Raw genomic sequence first — 18,951 nt, 5'->3', positions numbered from 1 at the left:
GGTGTACTTGATCGTGTCCCAGCCCTTCCGGGAGTAGAGCCGCGTCTGGTCGGCGTACCAGGGTGAGTTCGGGTTCGTCGACTGTGAGTAGGTCAGGATCTGGCGTCCCGACGGGCCGTGCCGGCCGAGCTCGACGGCCATGACGAACGACGATCCGTGGACGACCTGCGGGTAGCCGGCACCCGGTACGAGCGGGTTGGTGATGACGTTGAAGACGCCGGCTTCACCACGACCGCCGTGAATGGGGATGCGTAGTCCGCCCCGGGCGTCGGTGTGGATGTCACCCCACCGCGCGTCGAGGGGGATTCCGGCGAGTCGCTGCACGGCGTCGGCCAGCGCCGTACGTACCCGGGGATCCTGGGTGTTGAGAAGGCGCGGAGTGTGAACCGGATCGGTCACGTCGAAGGTGTCGGCGAACCGGATCCCGCCGGCGAGAGCGAACTCGGTGAAGAGGTGCGCGCCACGGCTGTCCAGGTCGGCGCGCAGGTCGAAGCGGGCCAGCACCTCGCACGCCGCCGTGAGATCGACGGTCGCGCCGTTCGAGGCGGTCGCGACCGGCTGCCGGCGGCAGAGCGCGACCAGATCATCGCGGACGAGTTCGGCGCCGTGCACCCGGTTGCCGAACATGACCTGCCAGAGCCGGGTGGTGGTGAATCCCTTCCCGGGCAGCCCGTCGGTCCCGGCCAGACGCTGCTCGATCTGATCAAGACCCAGCCTGGTACGCATACTGCGCTGTGCGCGTTCGTTACCGAGAATGCGCGGGTAGCCCTCCAGCGGCGCGTCCGGGTTCGCCAGCCAGTGACTGTCGTTGGAGTTGGTGACGTAGTCGTCGCGGAACCGCACCGGCAGGTTCGCCGGGCCGAGGATGCCCGGGACGGCGGCGCCGGGATCCGTGCCGAGCGCGCAGTCCGACCGGGAGCCGTCCAGGACCGCCTGGCCGCTGGAGGCGTAGAGCGGCTGGAACGGCGCCGGGATGCAGGCCGCCGCGACAGCGTCGGTGACCCGGGGAACCACCGAGTGGTCGCCGTAGAGCGCCTCACCCCGCGAGTCGGCCGCGATGACGTTGACCCACGGCAGGAACTGGTACCGGTCGAGGACCGCCTTGAGCTGCCGGACGTCAGTGGCCTGGCCCATCCGCAACCAGCCGTCGAAGGCCCGGTTGTTCGTCGCGTTGACGTCGGTGATCGCGTAGGCGGTGGCCGGCGTCCAATCGAAGGTGCCCGGCACCACGGCGACCGGGCCGTACCGGGTGTCGTAGAAGGTCCGGCTGACCGGGCCGCCGCCGGTCTGCACCGTGACCGTGCGGGCGCGCATCTTCTCGGGCACACCGTCGACGTAGTACGAGGTGGGGTCGCCCGGCACGAGCGCCAGGCGGTTCCAGACGAACCGGCGCGCGGTGGAGACGGTGTGGCTCCAGGCGATCGTCCGGTTGTGCCCGATCTCGATGATCGGGTCGCCGATCAGCGCCGCGCCTTCGACGTCGTAGCGGCCCGGGACCTTGAGGTGCATCCGGTAGAAGCGTTCGGCGCCCTGCCACGGGAAGTGCGGGTTGGCCAGCACCATCCCGCTGCCGTCGGTGGTGGCCTGCTCGCCGAGACCGTAGGCGTTGCTGCCGATGCCCGAGCCCGCACCGTCGAGGGCGGCGACCACCGCGGCCGCGTCGGGGGCCTGTCGCTCCTGCGTGGCGGCGGCCGGTGGCGCTGCCGCGACGATGCCGTCGAGCACCGCTCGCTGGCCGGCCCGGACCATGCTCGCCCACGACGTCCGCCAGACGTCGATCTCGGTCAGCGGGCGCACCCACGCCTTGCCACGGCAGGCAGGATCGGTCAGGCCCTGTACGCCGACGCGCCGCAGATAATGGTTGTACCCGGCGACGAAACCGCGGACCTGGTCCCGGACATCGCCGGACGGCGACCGCACCCCGTCCCGGCGTCCCTCCAGCAGCCGCTCGGCGACCCGTTCGTCGATCGCCTTGCGGTGGAACAGATCGCTGCGCACGTTCGCGTCGTCCGGCCCGGCCGCCCCGAACCACCGGGACCGCTCACCGCTGACCGTCACCACCTTCTCGGCGATGACGCAGAGGTTGTCCTCGGCCTGCACATAACCGACGCCGAATCCCAGACCCGCGAAGTCGCTCGCGGTGATGTGCGGGACGCCGTAGGACGCGCGGCGGATCTGAGCCGCATAACCACGATCACGCTCGGCGCCATCAGCGGGCGACGGTACGGCGGCGCTCGCCACGACGACGCCGACGGCGATCGCCGCTGCTCTCACGCGCACGGAAAAAGCTGGCACTACGGCATCTCCCCCTCGATGCGGAGCCTCGCTACTGCCGCCATCCTGCCATCGCAACCACCGCCGTCAATGCATTTCATGCCTTCGACGACCACACCTTCGTCCTGCGCCAGAACAAGGCGGTCGACTACGAGGCGCCGTTCATGTTCCTGCTGTTCGGCAACGATCGGGCGGTTCTGCTCGATACCGGCGCCACCGCCTCGGCGGAGCACTTCCCGCTGCGCCGCACCGTCGACGAATTGATCCGGGACTGGCTGGCCGCACACCCCCGCGAGACGTACGAACTGCTGGTCCTGCACACTCACGCCCATCGCGACCACGTCGCCGCCGACACCCAGTTCGGCGGCCGCCCCGGCACCGTCGTCGTGGGCGCCGACCGCGCGACCGCGTGGGCCTACCTGGGTCTCACCGAAACGAACCGGGAGACCCGCCTCGACCTCGGCGGAAGGGTGCTGGACTGCCTGGCCACCCCCGGTCATCACGAGTCGGCCGTCACCTTCCACGACCGGTACACCGGCCTGCTGCTCACCGGCGACACCGTCTACCGGGGCCGGCTCTACATCAACGACTGGCCGGCCTTCCGGCAGACCATCGACACCCTCGTCCGGTTCGCTGAGACGCGGCCGGTGACCCACGTCCTGGGCTGCCACATCGAGATGACCAGCGAACCCGGCGTCGACTATCCGATCCGGACCACGTTCCAGCCCGACGAGCCCCCGTTGCAGATGACCGTCCAGCACCTGCGTGACATCCGGGCGGCCGTCGAGGAGGTGGGCGACCGGACCGGCCGGCACGTCTTCGCCGACTTCATCCTCTGCCGCGACAACCCCTGAGTGCGGCGGACGGGCGACCGGTCGGAGTCCGGCGCGTAGTGCTACCGGGGCGTCAGCCGGAAGATGCGCAGCTTCCGGTGTGACGCACGGGTGCGGTACGCCTCGTAGCCCGGCCACTGCCGCACGAACGCGTCCCAGAGCCGCTGCCGCTCCTCGCCCTCGGTCTCCCGGGCGACGACCGGAACCTCACGGCCGTCGATCGTCACGGTCGCCGCCGGATCGGCCCGCAGATTCCAGGACCACGCCGGATCGGTGTCGCCGCCCCAGTTCGAGGCGATCACGACGAAGGTCCCGCCGTCGCTGACGTACTGCAACGGGTTGCTGCGCGGCAGGCCGCTGCGTCGCCCGGTCGTGGTGAGGATCAGGGAGGGCGCCATGCCCAGTGCGACGACCCGGCCCCGGGTGACCTTTCCCAGCCACCTGTCGAGTGTCACGGTCCGGCGGGCCAGCGGGGTGAAACCCGGCCACGCGCCGGCGGCTCGCCACAGTCGTCTCCACACGGCCGTCACCATAGCCCGGCTCGACGGTGTTCCCTGAACACGGTCTGCTACGGAGCCGGCGCCTGGTGGAGCTCGGCGTCCCGGTCCCAGTTCGCCAGGTCGGCGGCGGCCTCGTAGGTCGTGCGGAGGAACGCCATGAGCACCGCGTCCGGGTCGGGCGCTCCGGCGACCGCCTCGTACGGCAGCACGCATTCGCGCAGCGTCGTGTCGTAGTAGGCCGCCGTGCGCTCGGCATAACCCGGAGGCTCCGGATAGGCGTAGGCGTAGAAGGCGCCCTCCTCACCACCACCGGGCCAGAAACCGAAGCTCGCCAGCTCGTGCGAATAGCCCTCACGCATGACCCACGGCGGGCAGTTGGGCGCGCCACCCGGGTGCGGAGGGGCGGCACGACCGGAGAAACGGGTGTAGGCGAGATCCATCGCGCCCCAGAAGAAGTGCACCGGGCTGGCCTTGCCGACGAACTCCGAGCGGAAGCGCCCCAGGACCCGCTCGGTCCGCAGAAGCTGCTGCCAGAACATGCGAGCGGCTTGGCCGTCGTACGACGCATGCTCTTGATCCTCAGCGAAGGGAATCGCGGGCTCGACCTCGTTGGGAACCGCGTGGATCCGCGGTTCGACGCCCAGCGCGGCCAGCGCCTCGAGGGTCTCACCGTAGAAGGCCGCCACCGACTTGGGCTCCAGGATCACCTCCCGGGAGCCGCCGCCACTGGTCCGCGCCCGCAGCCGATGATCGACGAAATCGAATTCGAGGTCGAAAGCGCCTTCCTGGTACGGCACGGCTGACGTGGTGAGACCGCGCGCGGTCGGATAGAGCGTCACGTGCCACCAGTGATTGACCGGCGGCGCATAGGCCATCCGGATCTTCCCGACGATCTGCGTCCACATGTGCAGCGTGTCGCGAGTGCCGGCCCAGTCAGCCACACGAAGCCGAGGCCACGGCTGTTCCACGTCGATCCCCCTCTTCCGAACCCGCCGCCACCCCGACTACTTTCGCCTCTCCGCGGGAATGACCGACGGCATGGCTACCTGCAACCTGTGCCCGCCCGGCCGGCGTGAGCATCCCGAGGACGAGATGGCCGAGCATCTGCGGACCGCGCATCCCGAGGTCGACGAGGACGGCACCCGCAAGGGCGACGACAGCAGCATCGTGACCGGCACGTCACTGGAGTCCGCCCCGGAGCCGACGGCATAGAACGACGAACGGTCCTTCCTCGTCATGAACGAGGGCCCCGGCGCGGAATGCGCCGGGGCCCAGGGTTTACGGGTTCAATACACCATCTACCGACAGGTTCGTCGGGTTCTCGTTTCCACACCACGCCGCTATCAGTGAGAGCGGGTGTGAGGATCGCATAAGCGTGACCGGAGACCACCTCACATTCGATGGGACTACGGTGTCCGCCACAGAACCGGCACTACGTCCTGGCGGCGGGCGATCCAACGGCGTCAAACCCTCCCTTTCCTCTGCTTACCGATTCCCTGTGGTGCTGTCCGCCGGTGCTGGAGCCCACGCGACTTCATGGCCCCGCGCACGTGCGGCGGATTCCTTCACATCAGGCGGAGCCCTGAACCTGCATCAGCCCCTCCTGCGGCGCCCTGACCTGGAATCACGTCAAGGTCTTGTCGTGCATTGACGCCGAGCGGGCCACGAGGACATCCGGGCCCTGCTGTTCCACAGATCTCTGTCGCCAACGGCAGGAACATTACCCAGCCCCGCCCAGAAAGTCTAGTCTTGCAGGACCAGATTTTCTCGATCGGCCGTGGCCGCTTCGCGCAGCGCGTCCTCGACCCGGCGGTTGCCGGTCATGGTCGCCGTGACGGCGGTCATCGTGAGCAGGAGGCCGGCCGCGGCGTAGAGCGGGGTGCGCACGTCGTACGCGGAGGCCAGCCAGCCGCCGGCGAAGGCGCCGAGCGGGGCGGCGCACATGGCGAGCATGCGGGAGGTGGAGGCGACCCGGCCCATCAGGTGGGCGGGGACGATCGCCTGCCGCAGGGAGGGTACGAGCACCATCGTGGCGCCCATCGCCGCTCCGCAGACGGCGAGGGCGAGGCCGGCGACGTACGGGTTCGGGGCGGCGGCGAGGCCCAGGATGGCCAGCCCTTCGACCGCGGCGGTGCAGGTCAGCGCGGCGCCGGTGCCGAGTCGCCGGCCGAGGAAGGAGGCGATGGCCGCACCGAGCAGGCCGCCGGTGGCCTCCGCCGTGAGCAGCAGGCCGAAGCCGTAGGTGTTGATGCCGAGGCGGTCGTGCGCGAAGAGGGCGAGGACGGTCCCGACGGCGGTGAACGCGATGTTCCCGATCGCCGGGCGCAGCGCGAGCCCGAGCAGCAGCCGGTCCCGGAAGACGTACGAGGCGCCGGCCCGCGCCTGCCGCAGCAGCGAATCGCGGGCCCGCGGCACCGGCCGGGGCGTGGCGGGAAGCGACCGGACGAGCAGCGCGGAGACCGCGAACGACACCGCGTCGGCGAGCAGCGGAACCGCGCGCCCGAGCGCCAGCAGCGCACTGCCCACCGGCGGCCCCGCGAAGCCGGACGTAGCGGTCTGGGCTGCGCGGAGGCGGGCGTTGGCGCGTTCCAGGAGCGCGGAGTCGCGGCCCAGCAGCTCCGGAAGGTACGCCGTGGCGGCCGTGTCGAAGAAGAGTCCGCCGAGGCCGAGCAGGAAGGCGACGGCCGCGAGCAGCGGAATGCTCAGGACGTCGAGCATGGCCGCGGCCACGGGTATCGCGAGCAGCACCGCACGCGCGGCGTCCGTGATCCACATGGTGCGCCGGCGGTCCCAGCGGTCGACCAGCGCACCGCCGAGCACCCCGAACAGCAGCCATGGCAGCGTTCCGGCGGCGGTGACGACGGCGAGCGCCATCGGATCGCGTGTCAGCGACAGCGCGATCAGTGGCAGCGCGGCATGGGTCACCCCGTCACCGAGCGAGGAGATCGTCTGCGCCGACCACAGCCGGCCGAACCCGGCCGGCATCATTCGGCACCCCCGGTGGCCTGCTTGCGCATCCCCGGATGGAACAGCGCGAAGACCAGTGACGCGTCCGGCAGCGACGGATCGGACAGATCCCGGTACTCGTCGGCCAGCGCCTGCAGCCGCGCCCCCAGTTCCGCGAACTGTTCGTCGCTGAGCCGCAGATGTGCCATCCGTACGTGCCGCGCGCCGTCCGCCGGCGACGCCTCCAGGTCCGCCACCGCGTGCCGCATCAACACATCCGGCCCGCCATCGCCCGGATCCGGCAGCTCGATCGACCGCGCGGCCATCGCGTAGTACCGCTCGGTGACGCCCCGCACCTTCCGCGTCCGCACCACCTTCACCAGGCCGGCCCGCTCCAGCAGCCGCACGTGATAGCTGGAACTGCCCTTCGCCAGCCCCACCCGCTCGGCGATCTGGGTGATCGTTGCCGGCTCGAAGCGCAGCACGGCCATGATCCGGTGACGCGTGAGGTTGGAGACGGCGCGTAGCTGCTCGGTCGTGGTGACGTGAAAGGTCTCGGGGAGCTCGTCCGTAGGCATACGGTCAATGGTCAACGTTTCTTGACCATTAGGCAAGGGGTTATCGCGCGCCGATGCCGGCGGATCACTCGGATCAGGCGGAGGGCCGATTCGTGACGGTGGTGGACTCGCGCACCACGAGCTCCGGCGCGAACACGATGTCCTGTGCCTGCCCGCCGGGGTCGTTCATCTCGTCGAGGACGAGGCGGACGGCGGCTCGGCCGATCTCGGCGGCGGGCTGGTGCACGCTGGTGAGTTCGACGGCGCAGGCCGCGCTGGCCAGGTCGGTGTCGTCGAAACCGACCACCGCGAGATCCTCGGGGATGCGCAGTCCGCGGTGCGTGACGGTCTGCACGAGACCGGTGGCGATCAGGTCGTTCGCGCAGAACACGGCGCTGGGCCGGTCCTCGGGCGCCAGCGCGGTGAGCCGCTCCCCCGCGGCGAGACCGTCGGCGAAGCCGTCGCTCGCCGTGCCGATCCAGGTGAGCCGGGCACCGGCCGCGCCGGCCGCGTTCACCGCACCGATGTAGCGCTCGTCGTGGCGCCAGCCGGCGTACGCCAGATGCCGATGCCCGTTGTCGAGCAGATGCCGGGCCGCGAGCTCACCGCCGAGGACGTCGTCGCTGCGGACCGCGCTGCGGCGGCGCGTCGGCACTTCGCGGGCGAGGACGACGACCGGGGTGCCACGTTCCTCGATGACGGCGAGCAGCGGATCGTCGACGTCGTTCGGTGTGATGATCAGACCGTCGAGCCGGCGTTCGGCGAGGCGGTGCAGCAGCCGGTTCTCCCGTTCCTGCATCCCGATGCCGGTGTTGAACAACGCCACGTCGGCGCCCGCTGCGGTGGCGGCCTGCTCGGCGCCGGCCGCCACCTCCGCGAAGAACGGGTTGCCGAAGTCGAGGACGACCAGCCCGATCGTGCGGCTGCGGCCGACCCGCAACGCCCGGGCCGCCCCGTTCGGCACGTAGCCGACGGTCGCCATGGCCCGCTGCACGCGCTCACGGGTCTCCGCGTTGACCAGGTGGGGGCGGTTCAGCGTGTTGCTGACCGTCCCGTCGGAGACCCCGGCCACGCGTGCCACGTCCCGGATCGTCGCACGGGCCACTTGTCGTCCTCTCTTCGTCGGCAAGCGTACTTAGAACCGTTCCCGTGGTGGCAACGGCTGCAGCGGGTCGTCCTCCGGCGCCGGGTGGGACACCCCGAAACGGTGCTGCCCGGATCCGACGGTCACCGGCGGCGAGCCGGGAAGGTCGACCGTGGCGTCGCAGCCGGGCGGAACCGTCACGTCCACGGCGAGCGTGCCGCCGTCGCGCCGCCAGGCGACGGTGGCCCGGCCGTACGGAGTCAGGTGCGACGCCGAGGCCGAGGACAGGCCGCCGCCGGGGCGGGGGCGGACCAGCAGCGACCGGTAACCGGGGGCGGCCGGCGCGAGACCGGCGATCACCCGGTGCATCCAGTCGGCCACCGCGCCGAGGGCGTAGTGGTTGAACGACGTCATGTTGCCGGGGTTGATCGAGCCGTCCGGGAGCATGCTGTCCCAGCGTTCCCAGATGGTGGTGGCGCCCATGGTCACCGGGTAGAGCCAGGACGGGCACTCGCGCGAGAGCAGCAGCCGGTACGCCTCTTCGAGGTGGCCGGTGTCGGTCAGCGCGTCGAGCACCAGAGGGGTCCCGGCGAATCCGGTCCCGATCCGGAAGTCCGCCTCCCGCACCAGCTGGGCGAGCCGGTCACCGGCGTGGGCGGTCAGGTCGGCGGGCAGGAGGCCGAATCGGATCGCCAGCGCGTACGCCGTCTGCGTATCGGAGACGCATCGCCCCGACGCGGTGACGAACTCACGCCGGAAGCCCGCCGTCACCCGGTCCGACAGATCCGCGTAATGCGCTGCGTCGTCGTCCTTGCCCACGAGCGCCGCCTGCCGGGCGAGCAGCCGCGCCGAGTACGCCAGATAGGCCGTCGCGACCAGGTAGGGGTCGGTGCGCGCCTGTGCCGGGGCGTCGGACGGCGCGGCCGGGTCGAGCCAGTCCCCCAACTGCAGGCCCCGGTCGATCACGTCGTGGTCGTTCAGCAGCCGGCGGCAGCCGTCGACCCAGCGCCGCGCGGTCTCGTACCCGGCCTCGACCGGCCGGTTGTCGCCGGAGCGTTCCAGCAGCACGAGCGGCACGGTGGTGGTGACGTCGCCCCACACCGCGCAGTGGAACTGCGGGAACGACGTCGGGATGTGCGGCACGTAGAGCGGCACGAGCCCGTCGTCGGGCGTCTCGGCGGCGACGTCCGCGAGCCAGTCGCCGATCGTGCCGGCGACGTCGTAGAGGAACGCCGCGGTCGGCGCGAACACCTGCAGGTCGCCGGTCCAGCCGAGTCGCTCGTCGCGCTGGGGGCAGTCGGTCGGCACCGAGACGAAGTTGTCGCGCATGCTCCACCGCACGTTCTCGTGCAGCCGCTGCAGCAGCGGGTCCGAGCACTCGAACTGTCCGATCTCGGTCATGTCGTCGTGAGTCACGACGGCGACCACGGCGTCCGGGTCGAGGTCGCCCGGCCAGCCGGTGATCTCGGCATACCGGAACCCGTGATAGGTGAACCGCGGTTCCCAGGTCTCCGGTTCACCGGTTCCGGCCAGCACATAGACGTCGTGGGCCTGCGCCGTGCGGATCGGCCGCAGGCAGAGACGGCCGCCTTCGAGGACCTCGGCGTGCCGCATGCCGATCTGCGTGCCGGCCGGGCCGGAGACCGTGATGCGCAGCCGCCCGGAAAGGTTCTGTCCGAAATCGATCAGGTGTGTGCCGGCGTCGACGCGCTCGACGGAGACCGGCGGCAGCTCCTCGACGCGGCGCACCGGTGGTCCGGCCGGGGCGATCAGCTCACCCTCAGGACCCTTCTTCCTCTGTACGGGTGACCCGGCGCCCGCTTCGACCCGGGCGTCGTGGTGTTCGCCGTCGTAGATGGAGGTGCTCAGGATCGGCCCGGTCGACCAGGTCCAGCTCTCGTCGGTGACGATCCGATCGACGGTTCCGTCCGCGTACTCGATCTCCAGCTGGGCGAGCAGCGCCGTGTCGGCGCCGTAGCGCTCGCCGATCCGGTTCCATCCGAACTCGCCACGCCACCAGCCGTCGGCCAGCCAGCCGGTGATCGTGTTCTCCCCGGTCCGGAGCAGGTCGGTGACGTCGTACGTCTGGTAGTGCAGCCGATGGTGATAGCTGGTCCAGCCGGGCGCCAGGACGTCATCACCGGCGCGGGCGCCGTTGAGCTCGAGCTCGTAGACGCCGCATGCCGTCGCGTACACCCGCGCCGCGCGCACTTCCCCTCGTACCGGGAAATCGCGACGCAGCAGGATCGGCCGCCGGTCTCCCTCGCTGATGTCGGCGGAGCCGACGAAGACCGCATCCCAGTCGCCCGGCGCGAGCAGACCGGCCTCGACAGTCGTCGGCTCGCTCCACGCGGTGGGCTCGTCAGCGCCGCGGGCCCAGACGCGGACCCGCACGTCAGCGCGGTCCCGGGAGGCGAGCGCCGGCCCCGGCCAGGTGACCAGCACGCTCTCCGCGGACTCGATGATCTCGCTGGTCCAGAGGCCGATCGCTTCGATCTGGTAGGCGCGCTGGCGCCAGCCGGGCTCCGGCGTCTCGACCCGCCAGGACAGCCGGGGCGCGGGTTCGCCGATGCCGAGCGGGCGGGTGTGGTGTTCGATGCGGGGCGCGCTGACGCGGGTGGCCCCGGTGTTCAGGTGGGACAAGGATCAGCCCTTCACCGCGCCGGCCGCCAGGCCGCGCATGACTCGCTGGTTGAGGAAGACGTAGATGACCAGGACCAGCAGCACGTTGATGCAGATCGCGGCGAAGGTAGGCCCGTACTCGACGACGCCGAACTGGCCGGTGAAGTTGAGCAGGCCGACCTGCACGGTGCGCTGCGCGTCGTCGGTGGTGAAGGTGAGCGCGATGAGCAGGTCGTTCCAGAGGAAGAAGAACTGCACGAGCGCGATCGTCAGCACCGAGTTGCGCATCATCGGGAAGCCGATCGAGACGAACGACCGGATGACACTGGCGCCGTCCATGGCCGCCGCCTCGAAGACGGTCTTCGGGATGGCCCGGAAGTAGGTGGCCATCATGAAGACGGTGAGCGGCAGGCCGGTCGCCGTGTAGGTGATGATCAGCGGCCACAGCGTGCCGGTCAGGTGCAGGTTGAAATAGATCGTGAACAGCGGCAGCAGGATCATCTGGCCGGGGATCATGATGCCGGCCAGGAAGAGCATGAGCGTGGTCTGCCGCCCTCTCCAGACCAGCACCTCGAGCGCGAACCCGGCCGCCGTGCCCAGCACGACGATGAGCGCCAGCGAAGGCAGCACGGTGAGCAGCGAGTTCTGCAGGTAGATCGCCACCGACGACCAGGCCTGCGTGTAGTTGCCGAAGTTCGTGAAGCTCTCCGGCAACGAGGTCGTCGGGTTGTTCAGGAACTCGTCCTGGGTCTTGAAGGACCCGATGAAGAGCCAGATCAGGGGGTACGTGACGACGATGAGGAGCAGGGCGACGCAGAGGTAGCCGGGGATCTTCTTGAGCGTCCTCATTACTCCACACCTGCCAGGTCGCGACGGGTGCCGCGGAAGATGAAGATGGTGACCATCAGGCACAGCACGGTGAGGGTGAGCGCGATGGTCGAGCCGTATCCGTAGTCGCCGTAGGCGAACGAGGTCTGGTACATGTACAGCGTCAGTGGCGTGGTGGCGCTGCCCGGTCCGCCGCCGGTCAGGGCGTAGATCGAGTCGAACGCCTTGAGCGTGCCGTTGATGCTGAACACCAGCGAGCTCACCAGGACCGGCAGGGACAGCGGCAGCACGATGCTGCGGATCTGGCGCCAGGTGCCGGCGCCGTCCATCGACGCGGCCTCCATCATCTCGTCCGGGATGTCGAGCAGGCCGGCGTAGAGCAGCACCGCGTAGAAGCCCATCGAGCGCCAGATGTCCATGAGCGCGACGACGAGGAACGCGGTGCCGGGCGTGGAGAACCAGTCGACGCCGGTGCCACCGAGCGCCTCGATCGCCGCGTTGACCGGTCCGGTCTGCGGAGCGAACTCGAAGAACTTCTGGAACAGCAGGGCGACCGCGACGGTGGGCAGCACGACCGGGAAGAAGACCAGGGTTCGTACGATCGAACCGGCCCTGCGCAGGAAGTACACATAGAGCAGCGCCAGCCCGTAGCCGACCAGCACCTGGCCGACGGTGATCACCACGGCGTACTTCACCGTGAACCAGAGCGCCGCGGGCAGCGCCGGGTCGTCGAGCAGTTTGCTGAAGTTCGCCGTCCCTGCCCAGGTGAAGCCGGAGATGACGCTGCCGGTGAAGAAGGTGTAGCCGAGAGACCACAGCATCGGCACCAGCATGATCAGCGAGTAGACCAGCAGCGCCGGTCCCAGGAGGAGAGCGACCGATTTACGGTCGCCGAGCACGCTGTGCATTCTTCTTGTTGCCTCTCTAGCTTTCTCGTTGCCTTCCTGGGTGAGCGCCGGCGGCGAGACGCCCCCGCCGGACCGCCGGCGCTCTATCCGGAGGGTCAGCCCAGGTTGGCGGTGACCGTCTGCATGAACTTCTCGCCGGTCAGCTGGCCACTGCCGAGCAGGCCGCCGTTGCCCTGGCTGATGGTGGTGGCCTTGGCGGAGAAATAGGCCTCGAACCACAGGACGCTGGTCTGCACGTTGCCGATCTCGGTCTGGATCTCCTTGGTCAGCGCCGGCACCTCGACGCCGGCGTCGGTCGCGAAGCCGGTGATCTGGCTGGAGTCACGCAGCGCCACCGTGCCGTAGTTGTCGACGATGCACTTCACCCACGCCTGGGTGTTCGCGTCGCCCTCGTAGCCCTTCTTCGAGATGGCGATCGCGGTGCCGACGTTGGCCGGCATCTGGTCGGCGGTGCCCACGCCGCCGGTGACGGCCGGGAACTTCAGGAAGCCGACGTTGTCCACGCCGATCTTGTTCTTGGTGTCGTCGTTGAAGTCCGACAGCGCCCAGGACCCCATGTAGATGAAGGCGGCCTTGCCGGTCAGGAAGGTGTTGAGCGCGGTCGCGTAGTCGATCGACGTGGGCGACTTGCCGAAGTAGCCGGCCTTGCCGAGCGCGGCGATCGCGTCGGCGGCCGCGACGTACTGCGGGTCGGTGAGCTTGGCCTGCCCGTCGGCGACCTTCTTCAGCGCGTCCGGGCCCTGCTGACGCAGGATGTAGTTGCCGACCCAGCGGGTCACGCCCCAGCCGTCGCCGCCCTTGCCGGCCTGCGAGATCGGCTGCACCCCGGCGGCCTGCAGCTTCGCGAACGCCGCGACCAGCTCATCCCAGGTCGCCGGCGGCGTGGTGATGCCGTTGTCGGCGAGCAGCTTCTTGTTGTACCAGATGCCCTCGATGTTCAGCTCGGTCGGCAGAACCAGCTGCTTACCGTCGTACAGACTCTTGATCGTGGACGACGCGGCCGGCAGAACGCCCTCGGACACGCTCGCCGCGTCCAGGACCGAGCCGTTGTCGGCGAGCTGGCTGGTCAGCGACGGCGCGTTCGCGGCGGTGAACAGCTGTGGCAGCGCGCCCTGACCGGCGAGCAGCTGAAGCTGCTGGTCCAGGCTGGCCTGCGCCTGATTCTTGATCTCCAGCGGCTGCGCCGTGTTCTGGGTGGCGCACTCCTTCTGGCTCAACGTGGTGAGGGTCTTGGCGATGGTGGTGTTCTCGTTGATCGCCAGGAACGAGAAGTTCTTGGCGCTGCTGCCGCTGCTGCTGTCGTCGCCGCTGCCGCCGCAGGCCGCGGCCGACAGGACGAGGGCGACGGCGCCGGCCGCCGCCATCAGGTTCTTGGCCTTGAAGTGGGGTGCCACAGGTCCTCCTAGAACGACCGCGGTGAAGTCTCGTTTTTGAAGCGTCTAAAGAGTCAAGGCCAGGGTTTCGAACGTCAAGAAGGTCACACGAACATTTCTCGGTGACCCACTTGAAACACGCACTTTACCTGCGGAGATGCCTGATGTAACGATTCAATAACCGGGCCCCTGGGGTCGCCTCCCCGATTTGACCGCCCGGCTCGGTTTGAAGCGTCTCGCGTACCCTCACCGACATGGCCAGGATCGAGGATGTCGCGGCGCGCGCGGGGGTTTCGGTCGGCACCGTCAGCAACGTGCTCAACCGCCCGCACGCCGTCGCGCCGAAGACCCGCGCCCGGGTCGAGGCCGCCATCACCGAGCTCGGTTACCTGCCCAACGAGTCAGCGCGCGCCCTGGTCTCCGGCCGCAGCCGCACGGTGGGCCTGGTCGTCCCGGACGTGACGAACCCGTTCTTCGCCGATCTGGCCCGCGGCGCCGAGGAGGTCGCCGACAAGCACGACGTCGTCGTGATGCTCTACAACAGCGCGGACTCCATCGAACGGGAACTGCGCTACCTGGGCCGGCTCGAGACCCAGCGGGTCCAGGGCATCCTGGTCACCCCGGTGGACCGGGGCGGCCGCGCCGTCGAGGACCTGATCAGCCGGGGTACGCCGGTGGTCCTGCTCGACCGCGGCCAGCCGTCCCGCAACGTCTGCTCGGTGACCGTCGACCACCGGGCCGGCGGCCGGCTCGCCGGCACGCACCTGACCGAACTCGGACATCGCCGGATCGCCTTCCTGGGCGGCCCGCTCTCCGCGCCGCAGGTCGCCGACCGCCTCGACGGCGCCCGGCAGGCGGCGACCGCGGCCGGCGCCGTCCTCGAGACGATCGAGACCTCGGCGCTGACCGTCGCCGCCGGCCGGGAGGCGGCCGGTGCGCTCGCCCTGCGCGACGCCGGCGAGCGGCCGAGCGCCGTGTTCTGCGCGAACGACCTGCTCGCGCTGGGTGTGCTGCAGACCGTGACGCGCGAAGGGCTGCGGGTTCCCGAGGATCTGGCGATCGTCGGCTACGACGACATCGAGTTCGCCGCGGCGGCCGCCGTGCCGCTCACCTCGGTCCGGCAGCCGCGCGAGCAGCTCGGCCGGGTAGCCGCCGAGCTGCTGTTCGAGGAGATCCACGACGCCGGCCGGCACGGTCACCGCCAGGTCGCCTTCCAGCCCGAACTGGTCGTGCGCAGGTCCTGATCGGCGCCGGGTCGGGTGGCCTGCCCCAGCGGCGCAGCGTCGCCGAACCGCGGCGGGGGCTTCCCGTGGCGCGGGTCGGCGTGCAAGCATGTCGCCACCGGTACCGAGTTCACATCCCTGAAATGTGCGCACGGGGATTTCGACGCTTCAATTGAAACGTTTAATCCATACTTCCGAAGGGCAAAAGTGAGTAAACTAGCCCCGCGGCGACGCCGTCCTGTCTCCATCGCCGCCGCCCTGCTGACCGTCCTGCCTCTCGCCGTCACCGGCCCGGCATCCGCCCACCCGGCCACGTCTGAGGCCTCCGCGTCCTACCCCTCCGCCTGCCCGTGGATGGACACCCGCAAGTCCGCGGACCAGCGGGCCACGCTCCTGCTCAAGGCCAGCACCCTCGACCAGAAGCTGCGCTGGCTCGTCGAGCACGCCGCCAACAACCCGGCCCAGACCGTTTTCAGCGGAGTCACGTACCCCGCGCAGGTGCCCTGCACCCCGACCGTCACCTACACCGACGGCCCGGACGGGGTACGCGGCACCAGCGGCGTGACGGCCTTCCCCGCACCGATCAGCCAGGCCGCGACCTGGAGTGTCCGCCTGTCCGAGCAGAAGGGACGGGCGCTCGCCGAGGAGGCCTTCGGCAAACAGAAGAACGTCGTGCTCGGCCCCGGCATCGCCAGCGGCCGCACTCCCCTGTCCGGTCGCACCCCCGAATACCTCGGTGAGGACTCGCTGCTCAGCGGCGAACTCGCCGCCGCCGGCATCCGCGGCATCCAGGCCGGCGGCAAGAGCGGAGCAGTGCTCAAGCACTACGTCGCGAACGAGCAGGAGACCGACCGGTCGGCCAGCTCGTCGAACATCGACGAGCGCACGTTCCGGCAGGTCTACAACCTGCCGTTCGAGATCGCGCTGGACAAGAGCGACCCGGCCGGCGTGATGTGCTCCTACAACCAGATCAACGGCGTGTACGCCTGCGAGAACCCGATCCTCGACGACGTACTCAAGGACGACCTCGGCTACGACGGCTACGTCATGTCGGACTTCTACGCGGTGCACTCCACCGGCCCGTCCCTCGCGGCCGGCCTGGACCAGGAGCTGAACCGGCCGATCTACTACACGCCGGACAGGATCAAAGAGGCGCTCACCGCCGGCACGATCACGACGCGGCAGATCGACGAGGCCGCCTACCGGGTGGTCCGCGCCTACATCGCGGCCGGCCTCTTCGACCACGCCCTGCCCGCGACCGCGGCCGCCGACGTCTCCACGGCCTCTCACCGGGCGACCGCCCGGGCGATCGCCGAGCAGGGCTCGGTCCTGCTCAAGAACGACCGCGGCATCCTGCCACTGAAGACCGGCAGGAAGACGACGATCGCGGTCATCGGCGCCACCGCCTCGAACACCCCGGACTCTTCCGGGATCAGTGCCGTGGACGCCTGCAGCATGCGCTTCCGCAACACCCCCGCGATGACGTGCACCCCGGTTGCGCCGCTTGAGTCGATCACCGCGCGCGCCGCTCGTACCGGCAGCTCGGTGGTCTTCGACAACGGCGACGACGTCGCCGCCGCGGCAGCGACAGCGGCCGAGGCGGACGTCGCGGTGGTCTTCGGCTGGTACGGCATGGGCGAGTTCGCCGACCCGGCGAGCCTGTCACTGGCCGACGGCGGCGACGCGTTGATCAGCGCGGTCGCGAAGGCCAACAAGAACACCGTGGTGGTGCTGGAGACCGGCAGCGCGGTCACCATGCCGTGGATCGACGAGGTCCGCGCCGTCATCGAGGCGTGGTACCCGGGCGAGCAGCAGGGCCCGGCGCTCGCCCGGCTGCTCTGGGGTGACACGAACTTCACCGGCAAGCTGCCGATGAGCTTCCCGAAGTCGGTCGCCGACACCCCGACGACCACGCCGGCGCAGTACCCGGGCGTGAAGGCGGACGGCCAGACGATCCGGCAGGTCGACTACACCGAAGGACTCGCCGTCGGCTACAAGTGGTACGACCAGCAGGGCATCGACCCGCTCTTCCCGTTCGGGCACGGCCTCTCCTACACCGACTACCGGTACGACCGGCTCACCGTGTCGAAGGCGGGCCGGGACCTGTCGGTCAGCTTCCGGGTCCGCAACGTCGGCGGCCGGACCGGCACCGAGATCAGCCAGGTCTACCTGACCCTGCCGTCGTCGACCGGTGAGCCCGGCAAGCGGCTGGTCGGTTTCAGTCAGTCGGCGCTGAAGCCCGGCGCCGCGAAGACGATCACTCTGAAGATCCGGGAGAAGTCGGCGGACCACCCGCTGTCCTACTGGGATGTCCGCAAGGACCAGTGGCGCACCGCCGCCGGCGAGTACACGGTGTCGGTCGGCTCGTCGTCGCGGTCCCTGCCCGAGTCCGCGACGATCCGCCTGAACTAGGAACGCGGCGCGTGGCCTCCGGCTGCCGGAGGCCACGCGCCACCACGTTCCGGGTTCGGGTTCGGGTTCGTCAGTCCATGGAACGGCAGTGCCGTCCGTGGTCGGCGTAGACCGGGCCGGGGGTGTCGTCCGCCCCGCGAACGGTCCGGAACCGCACGCAGCCGTTCGTGGTGGCGGCGTGGTGAATGATGCGGCGCACATTCCAGTCGCCGAACGCCACCGCCCCCAGCACGAAACACGGACCGGCCGCCGGCGCAATGAGCAGCGACCCGAAACCGCACACGACGCCGCCGATCTGCATGGCGTCAGTGGTGTCCGCCGGCCCCCGCAGGAAATCGTCGATGCGCACCGTGGCGTCGTGGCTGTAGTAGAGACTGCAGGTGACGGTTCCGCAGGTGCGAATGTATTCCTTCCCGCTGTTGTCATCCGAATCCGCGGCCAGCGCCGGCGAGCCGGAAATGCCGATGACGGCGGCCGTGACAGCGGCTACGACCAGAGCAGAACGTCGCATGAAACTCCCCCTCCACTGCGATCCGCCGATCGGCGAATTCACTGGTTCACACCAGGGCGGGGCGCGCACGGTTCACCGATTCCCGGGCCTTCATCCGGACGAGTGACGCGGGCGGGCTCCTATCCGAGGGCCGTTCCGTCTTTATCGCACGGCAATTCTTCGACGGTTATCGCAGCCGATTCCTGCGGTCATCCGCGGCGGTGGTCAGGTTTCCGGGGAGCCCGCGCGGACGAGGCCTATCTCGTACGCGAAAACGACCGCCTGGACCCGGTCACGCAGGGCGAGTTTCGTCAGCACCCGGCTCACGTGGGTCTTGACCGTGCCCTCGGAGAGGAACAGGCGGCCGGCGATCTCGGCGTTGGACAGGCCGCGGGCGATCAGGCCGAGCACCTCACGTTCGCGCTCGGTCAGCGACTCCACCGTGGACGGGGACGCGGACGGGCCCTCCCCGGCCGTGACGTAGCGGTCCAGCAGGCGGCGGGTCACACTCGGGGCGACCACCGCCTCACCCCGGGCCACCACCCGGATAGCCGAGAGCAGATCCGGGGCGAGGGTGTCCTTCAGCAGGAAGCCGCTGGCGCCGGCGCGCAGAGCGGCATAGACGTACTCGTCGAGATCGAACGTGGTCAGGATCAGCACCCTGGTCTGGCCGGCCGCATCGTCCGCGCAGATCCGGCGGGTCGCTTCGACGCCGTCCACGTCCGGCATCCGGATGTCCATCAGGACGATGTCCGGCCGGATCTCGCGGGCCGTTCTCGCTGCCTGTTCCCCGTCGGCAGCCTCGCCGACGACCCGCATGTCCGGCGCGTTCTCCAGGATCATGCGGAAGCCGGTACGGACCAGGGCCTGATCGTCGGCCAGCAGCACGCTGATCATTCTC

Annotated in this window: 16 protein-coding genes (1 of these 16 only partly in view); 4 read left to right on the top strand and 12 right to left on the bottom strand. The window is 69.8% G+C overall.

All coding sequences use genetic code 11. The features are described 5' to 3' along the window. On the bottom strand, positions 1 to 2,280 hold the 5' portion of the coding sequence (locus EP757_RS23240; protein ID WP_370457679.1) for an acylase. Its footprint begins 63 nt before the window's first position; the window shows 2,280 of its 2,343 coding nt (coding positions 1-2,280); the start codon lies at positions 2,278 to 2,280; its stop codon lies off the left edge, out of view. 158 nt (positions 2,281 to 2,438) lie between these two features. Here EP757_RS23240 and EP757_RS23235 point away from each other — a divergent pair, with 158 nt between their 5' ends. Beyond that, on the top strand, positions 2,439 to 3,128 hold the full coding sequence (locus EP757_RS23235) for an MBL fold metallo-hydrolase (RefSeq protein ID WP_127549305.1): 690 nt from the start codon (positions 2,439 to 2,441) through the stop codon (positions 3,126 to 3,128). A gap of 41 nt (positions 3,129 to 3,169) precedes the next feature. On the opposite strand, the gene EP757_RS23230 is transcribed toward EP757_RS23235, so the two are convergent. Continuing rightward, complete coding sequence (locus tag EP757_RS23230) at positions 3,170 to 3,628, bottom strand: nitroreductase/quinone reductase family protein (RefSeq protein WP_370457678.1); 459 nt, start codon at positions 3,626 to 3,628, stop codon at positions 3,170 to 3,172. Between the two features lie 47 nt (positions 3,629 to 3,675). Beyond that, entirely contained in the window at positions 3,676 to 4,575 is a 900-nt protein-coding gene (locus EP757_RS23225; RefSeq protein WP_255435028.1) for a DUF5996 family protein, read from the bottom strand. 70 nt (positions 4,576 to 4,645) lie between these two features. On the opposite strand from EP757_RS23225, the gene EP757_RS42885 reads away from it, so the two are divergent. Beyond that, on the top strand, positions 4,646 to 4,819 hold the full coding sequence (locus tag EP757_RS42885; RefSeq protein ID WP_160165857.1) for a hypothetical protein: 174 nt from the start codon (positions 4,646 to 4,648) through the stop codon (positions 4,817 to 4,819). Positions 4,820 to 5,350: 531 nt separating this feature from the next. On the opposite strand, the gene EP757_RS23220 is transcribed toward EP757_RS42885, so the two are convergent. The 7 genes from EP757_RS23220 to EP757_RS23190 all read right to left on the bottom strand — a co-directional run bounded on the left by EP757_RS23220 (position 5,351) and on the right by EP757_RS23190 (position 13,946). Next, on the bottom strand, positions 5,351 to 6,595 hold the full coding sequence (locus EP757_RS23220; RefSeq protein ID WP_197725359.1) for an MFS transporter: 1,245 nt from the start codon (positions 6,593 to 6,595) through the stop codon (positions 5,351 to 5,353). Next, positions 6,592 to 7,131, bottom strand: coding sequence for a transcriptional regulator (locus tag EP757_RS23215; RefSeq protein WP_127549297.1), 540 nt, complete (start codon positions 7,129 to 7,131; stop codon positions 6,592 to 6,594). Before EP757_RS23215 ends, EP757_RS23220 begins: the two co-directional genes overlap by 4 nt. A gap of 73 nt (positions 7,132 to 7,204) precedes the next feature. Further along, positions 7,205 to 8,215 (bottom strand): LacI family DNA-binding transcriptional regulator, encoded by a 1,011-nt coding sequence (locus EP757_RS23210; RefSeq protein WP_197725358.1) that lies wholly within the window; start codon positions 8,213 to 8,215, stop codon positions 7,205 to 7,207. Positions 8,216 to 8,245: 30 nt separating this feature from the next. Continuing rightward, positions 8,246 to 10,837: a glycoside hydrolase family 78 protein gene (locus EP757_RS23205; RefSeq protein ID WP_127549293.1), complete on the bottom strand. Its 2,592-nt coding sequence runs from the start codon at positions 10,835 to 10,837 to the stop codon at positions 8,246 to 8,248. Between the two features lie 3 nt (positions 10,838 to 10,840). Next, positions 10,841 to 11,665 carry a carbohydrate ABC transporter permease gene (locus EP757_RS23200; RefSeq protein WP_127549291.1) on the bottom strand — a complete coding sequence of 275 codons (825 nt, stop codon included), beginning with the start codon at positions 11,663 to 11,665 and terminating at the stop codon, positions 10,841 to 10,843. Further along, the gene (locus EP757_RS23195) at positions 11,665 to 12,552 is read right to left on the bottom strand and encodes a carbohydrate ABC transporter permease (protein ID WP_127549289.1); all 888 of its coding nucleotides are present in this window, start codon (positions 12,550 to 12,552) and stop codon (positions 11,665 to 11,667) included. Before EP757_RS23195 ends, EP757_RS23200 begins: the two co-directional genes overlap by 1 nt. Positions 12,553 to 12,647: 95 nt before the next feature. Continuing rightward, positions 12,648 to 13,946 carry an ABC transporter substrate-binding protein gene (locus tag EP757_RS23190; protein WP_232049956.1) on the bottom strand — a complete coding sequence of 433 codons (1,299 nt, stop codon included), beginning with the start codon at positions 13,944 to 13,946 and terminating at the stop codon, positions 12,648 to 12,650. 233 nt (positions 13,947 to 14,179) lie between these two features. Between EP757_RS23190 and EP757_RS23185 the strand changes: the two genes are divergently transcribed. Beyond that, on the top strand, positions 14,180 to 15,169 hold the full coding sequence (locus EP757_RS23185; RefSeq protein WP_127549287.1) for a LacI family DNA-binding transcriptional regulator: 990 nt from the start codon (positions 14,180 to 14,182) through the stop codon (positions 15,167 to 15,169). A gap of 186 nt (positions 15,170 to 15,355) precedes the next feature. Continuing rightward, a complete protein-coding gene (locus EP757_RS23180) occupies positions 15,356 to 17,560 on the top strand; it encodes a glycoside hydrolase family 3 C-terminal domain-containing protein (RefSeq protein ID WP_232049955.1) in 2,205 nt (734 codons plus the stop codon). Between the two features lie 70 nt (positions 17,561 to 17,630). Here the strand turns inward: EP757_RS23180 and EP757_RS23175 are convergent, their stop codons facing one another. Both EP757_RS23175 and EP757_RS23170 read right to left on the bottom strand, forming a co-directional pair. Next, positions 17,631 to 18,071 (bottom strand): hypothetical protein, encoded by a 441-nt coding sequence (locus tag EP757_RS23175; protein WP_127549285.1) that lies wholly within the window; start codon positions 18,069 to 18,071, stop codon positions 17,631 to 17,633. A gap of 204 nt (positions 18,072 to 18,275) precedes the next feature. Beyond that, positions 18,276 to 18,947 (bottom strand): response regulator transcription factor, encoded by a 672-nt coding sequence (locus EP757_RS23170; protein WP_127549283.1) that lies wholly within the window; start codon positions 18,945 to 18,947, stop codon positions 18,276 to 18,278. Positions 18,948 to 18,951 lie beyond the last annotated feature (4 nt).

Source organism: Actinoplanes sp. OR16 (assembly GCF_004001265.1).
Classification (GTDB): Bacteria; Actinomycetota; Actinomycetes; order Mycobacteriales; family Micromonosporaceae; genus Actinoplanes.
This window is presented reverse-complemented; position numbering and strand designations above follow the sequence as displayed.

What these genes read in the sequence shown, in the direction of transcription:
- EP757_RS23235 (WP_127549305.1), top strand. Translation starts at nt 2,439, where the DNA reads ATGTTCCTGCTGTTCGGCAACGATCGGGCGGTTCTGCTCGATACCGGC.
- EP757_RS42885 (WP_160165857.1), top strand. Translation starts at nt 4,646, where the DNA reads ATGGCTACCTGCAACCTGTGCCCGCCCGGCCGGCGTGAGCATCCCGAG.
- EP757_RS23220 (WP_197725359.1), bottom strand. Translation starts at nt 6,595, where the DNA reads ATGATGCCGGCCGGGTTCGGCCGGCTGTGGTCGGCGCAGACGATCTCC.
- EP757_RS23215 (WP_127549297.1), bottom strand. Translation starts at nt 7,131, where the DNA reads ATGCCTACGGACGAGCTCCCCGAGACCTTTCACGTCACCACGACCGAG.
- EP757_RS23200 (WP_127549291.1), bottom strand. Translation starts at nt 11,665, where the DNA reads ATGAGGACGCTCAAGAAGATCCCCGGCTACCTCTGCGTCGCCCTGCTC.
- EP757_RS23195 (WP_127549289.1), bottom strand. Translation starts at nt 12,552, where the DNA reads ATGCACAGCGTGCTCGGCGACCGTAAATCGGTCGCTCTCCTCCTGGGA.
- EP757_RS23185 (WP_127549287.1), top strand. Translation starts at nt 14,180, where the DNA reads ATGGCCAGGATCGAGGATGTCGCGGCGCGCGCGGGGGTTTCGGTCGGC.
- EP757_RS23175 (WP_127549285.1), bottom strand. Translation starts at nt 18,071, where the DNA reads ATGCGACGTTCTGCTCTGGTCGTAGCCGCTGTCACGGCCGCCGTCATC.
- EP757_RS23170 (WP_127549283.1), bottom strand. Translation starts at nt 18,947, where the DNA reads ATGATCAGCGTGCTGCTGGCCGACGATCAGGCCCTGGTCCGTACCGGC.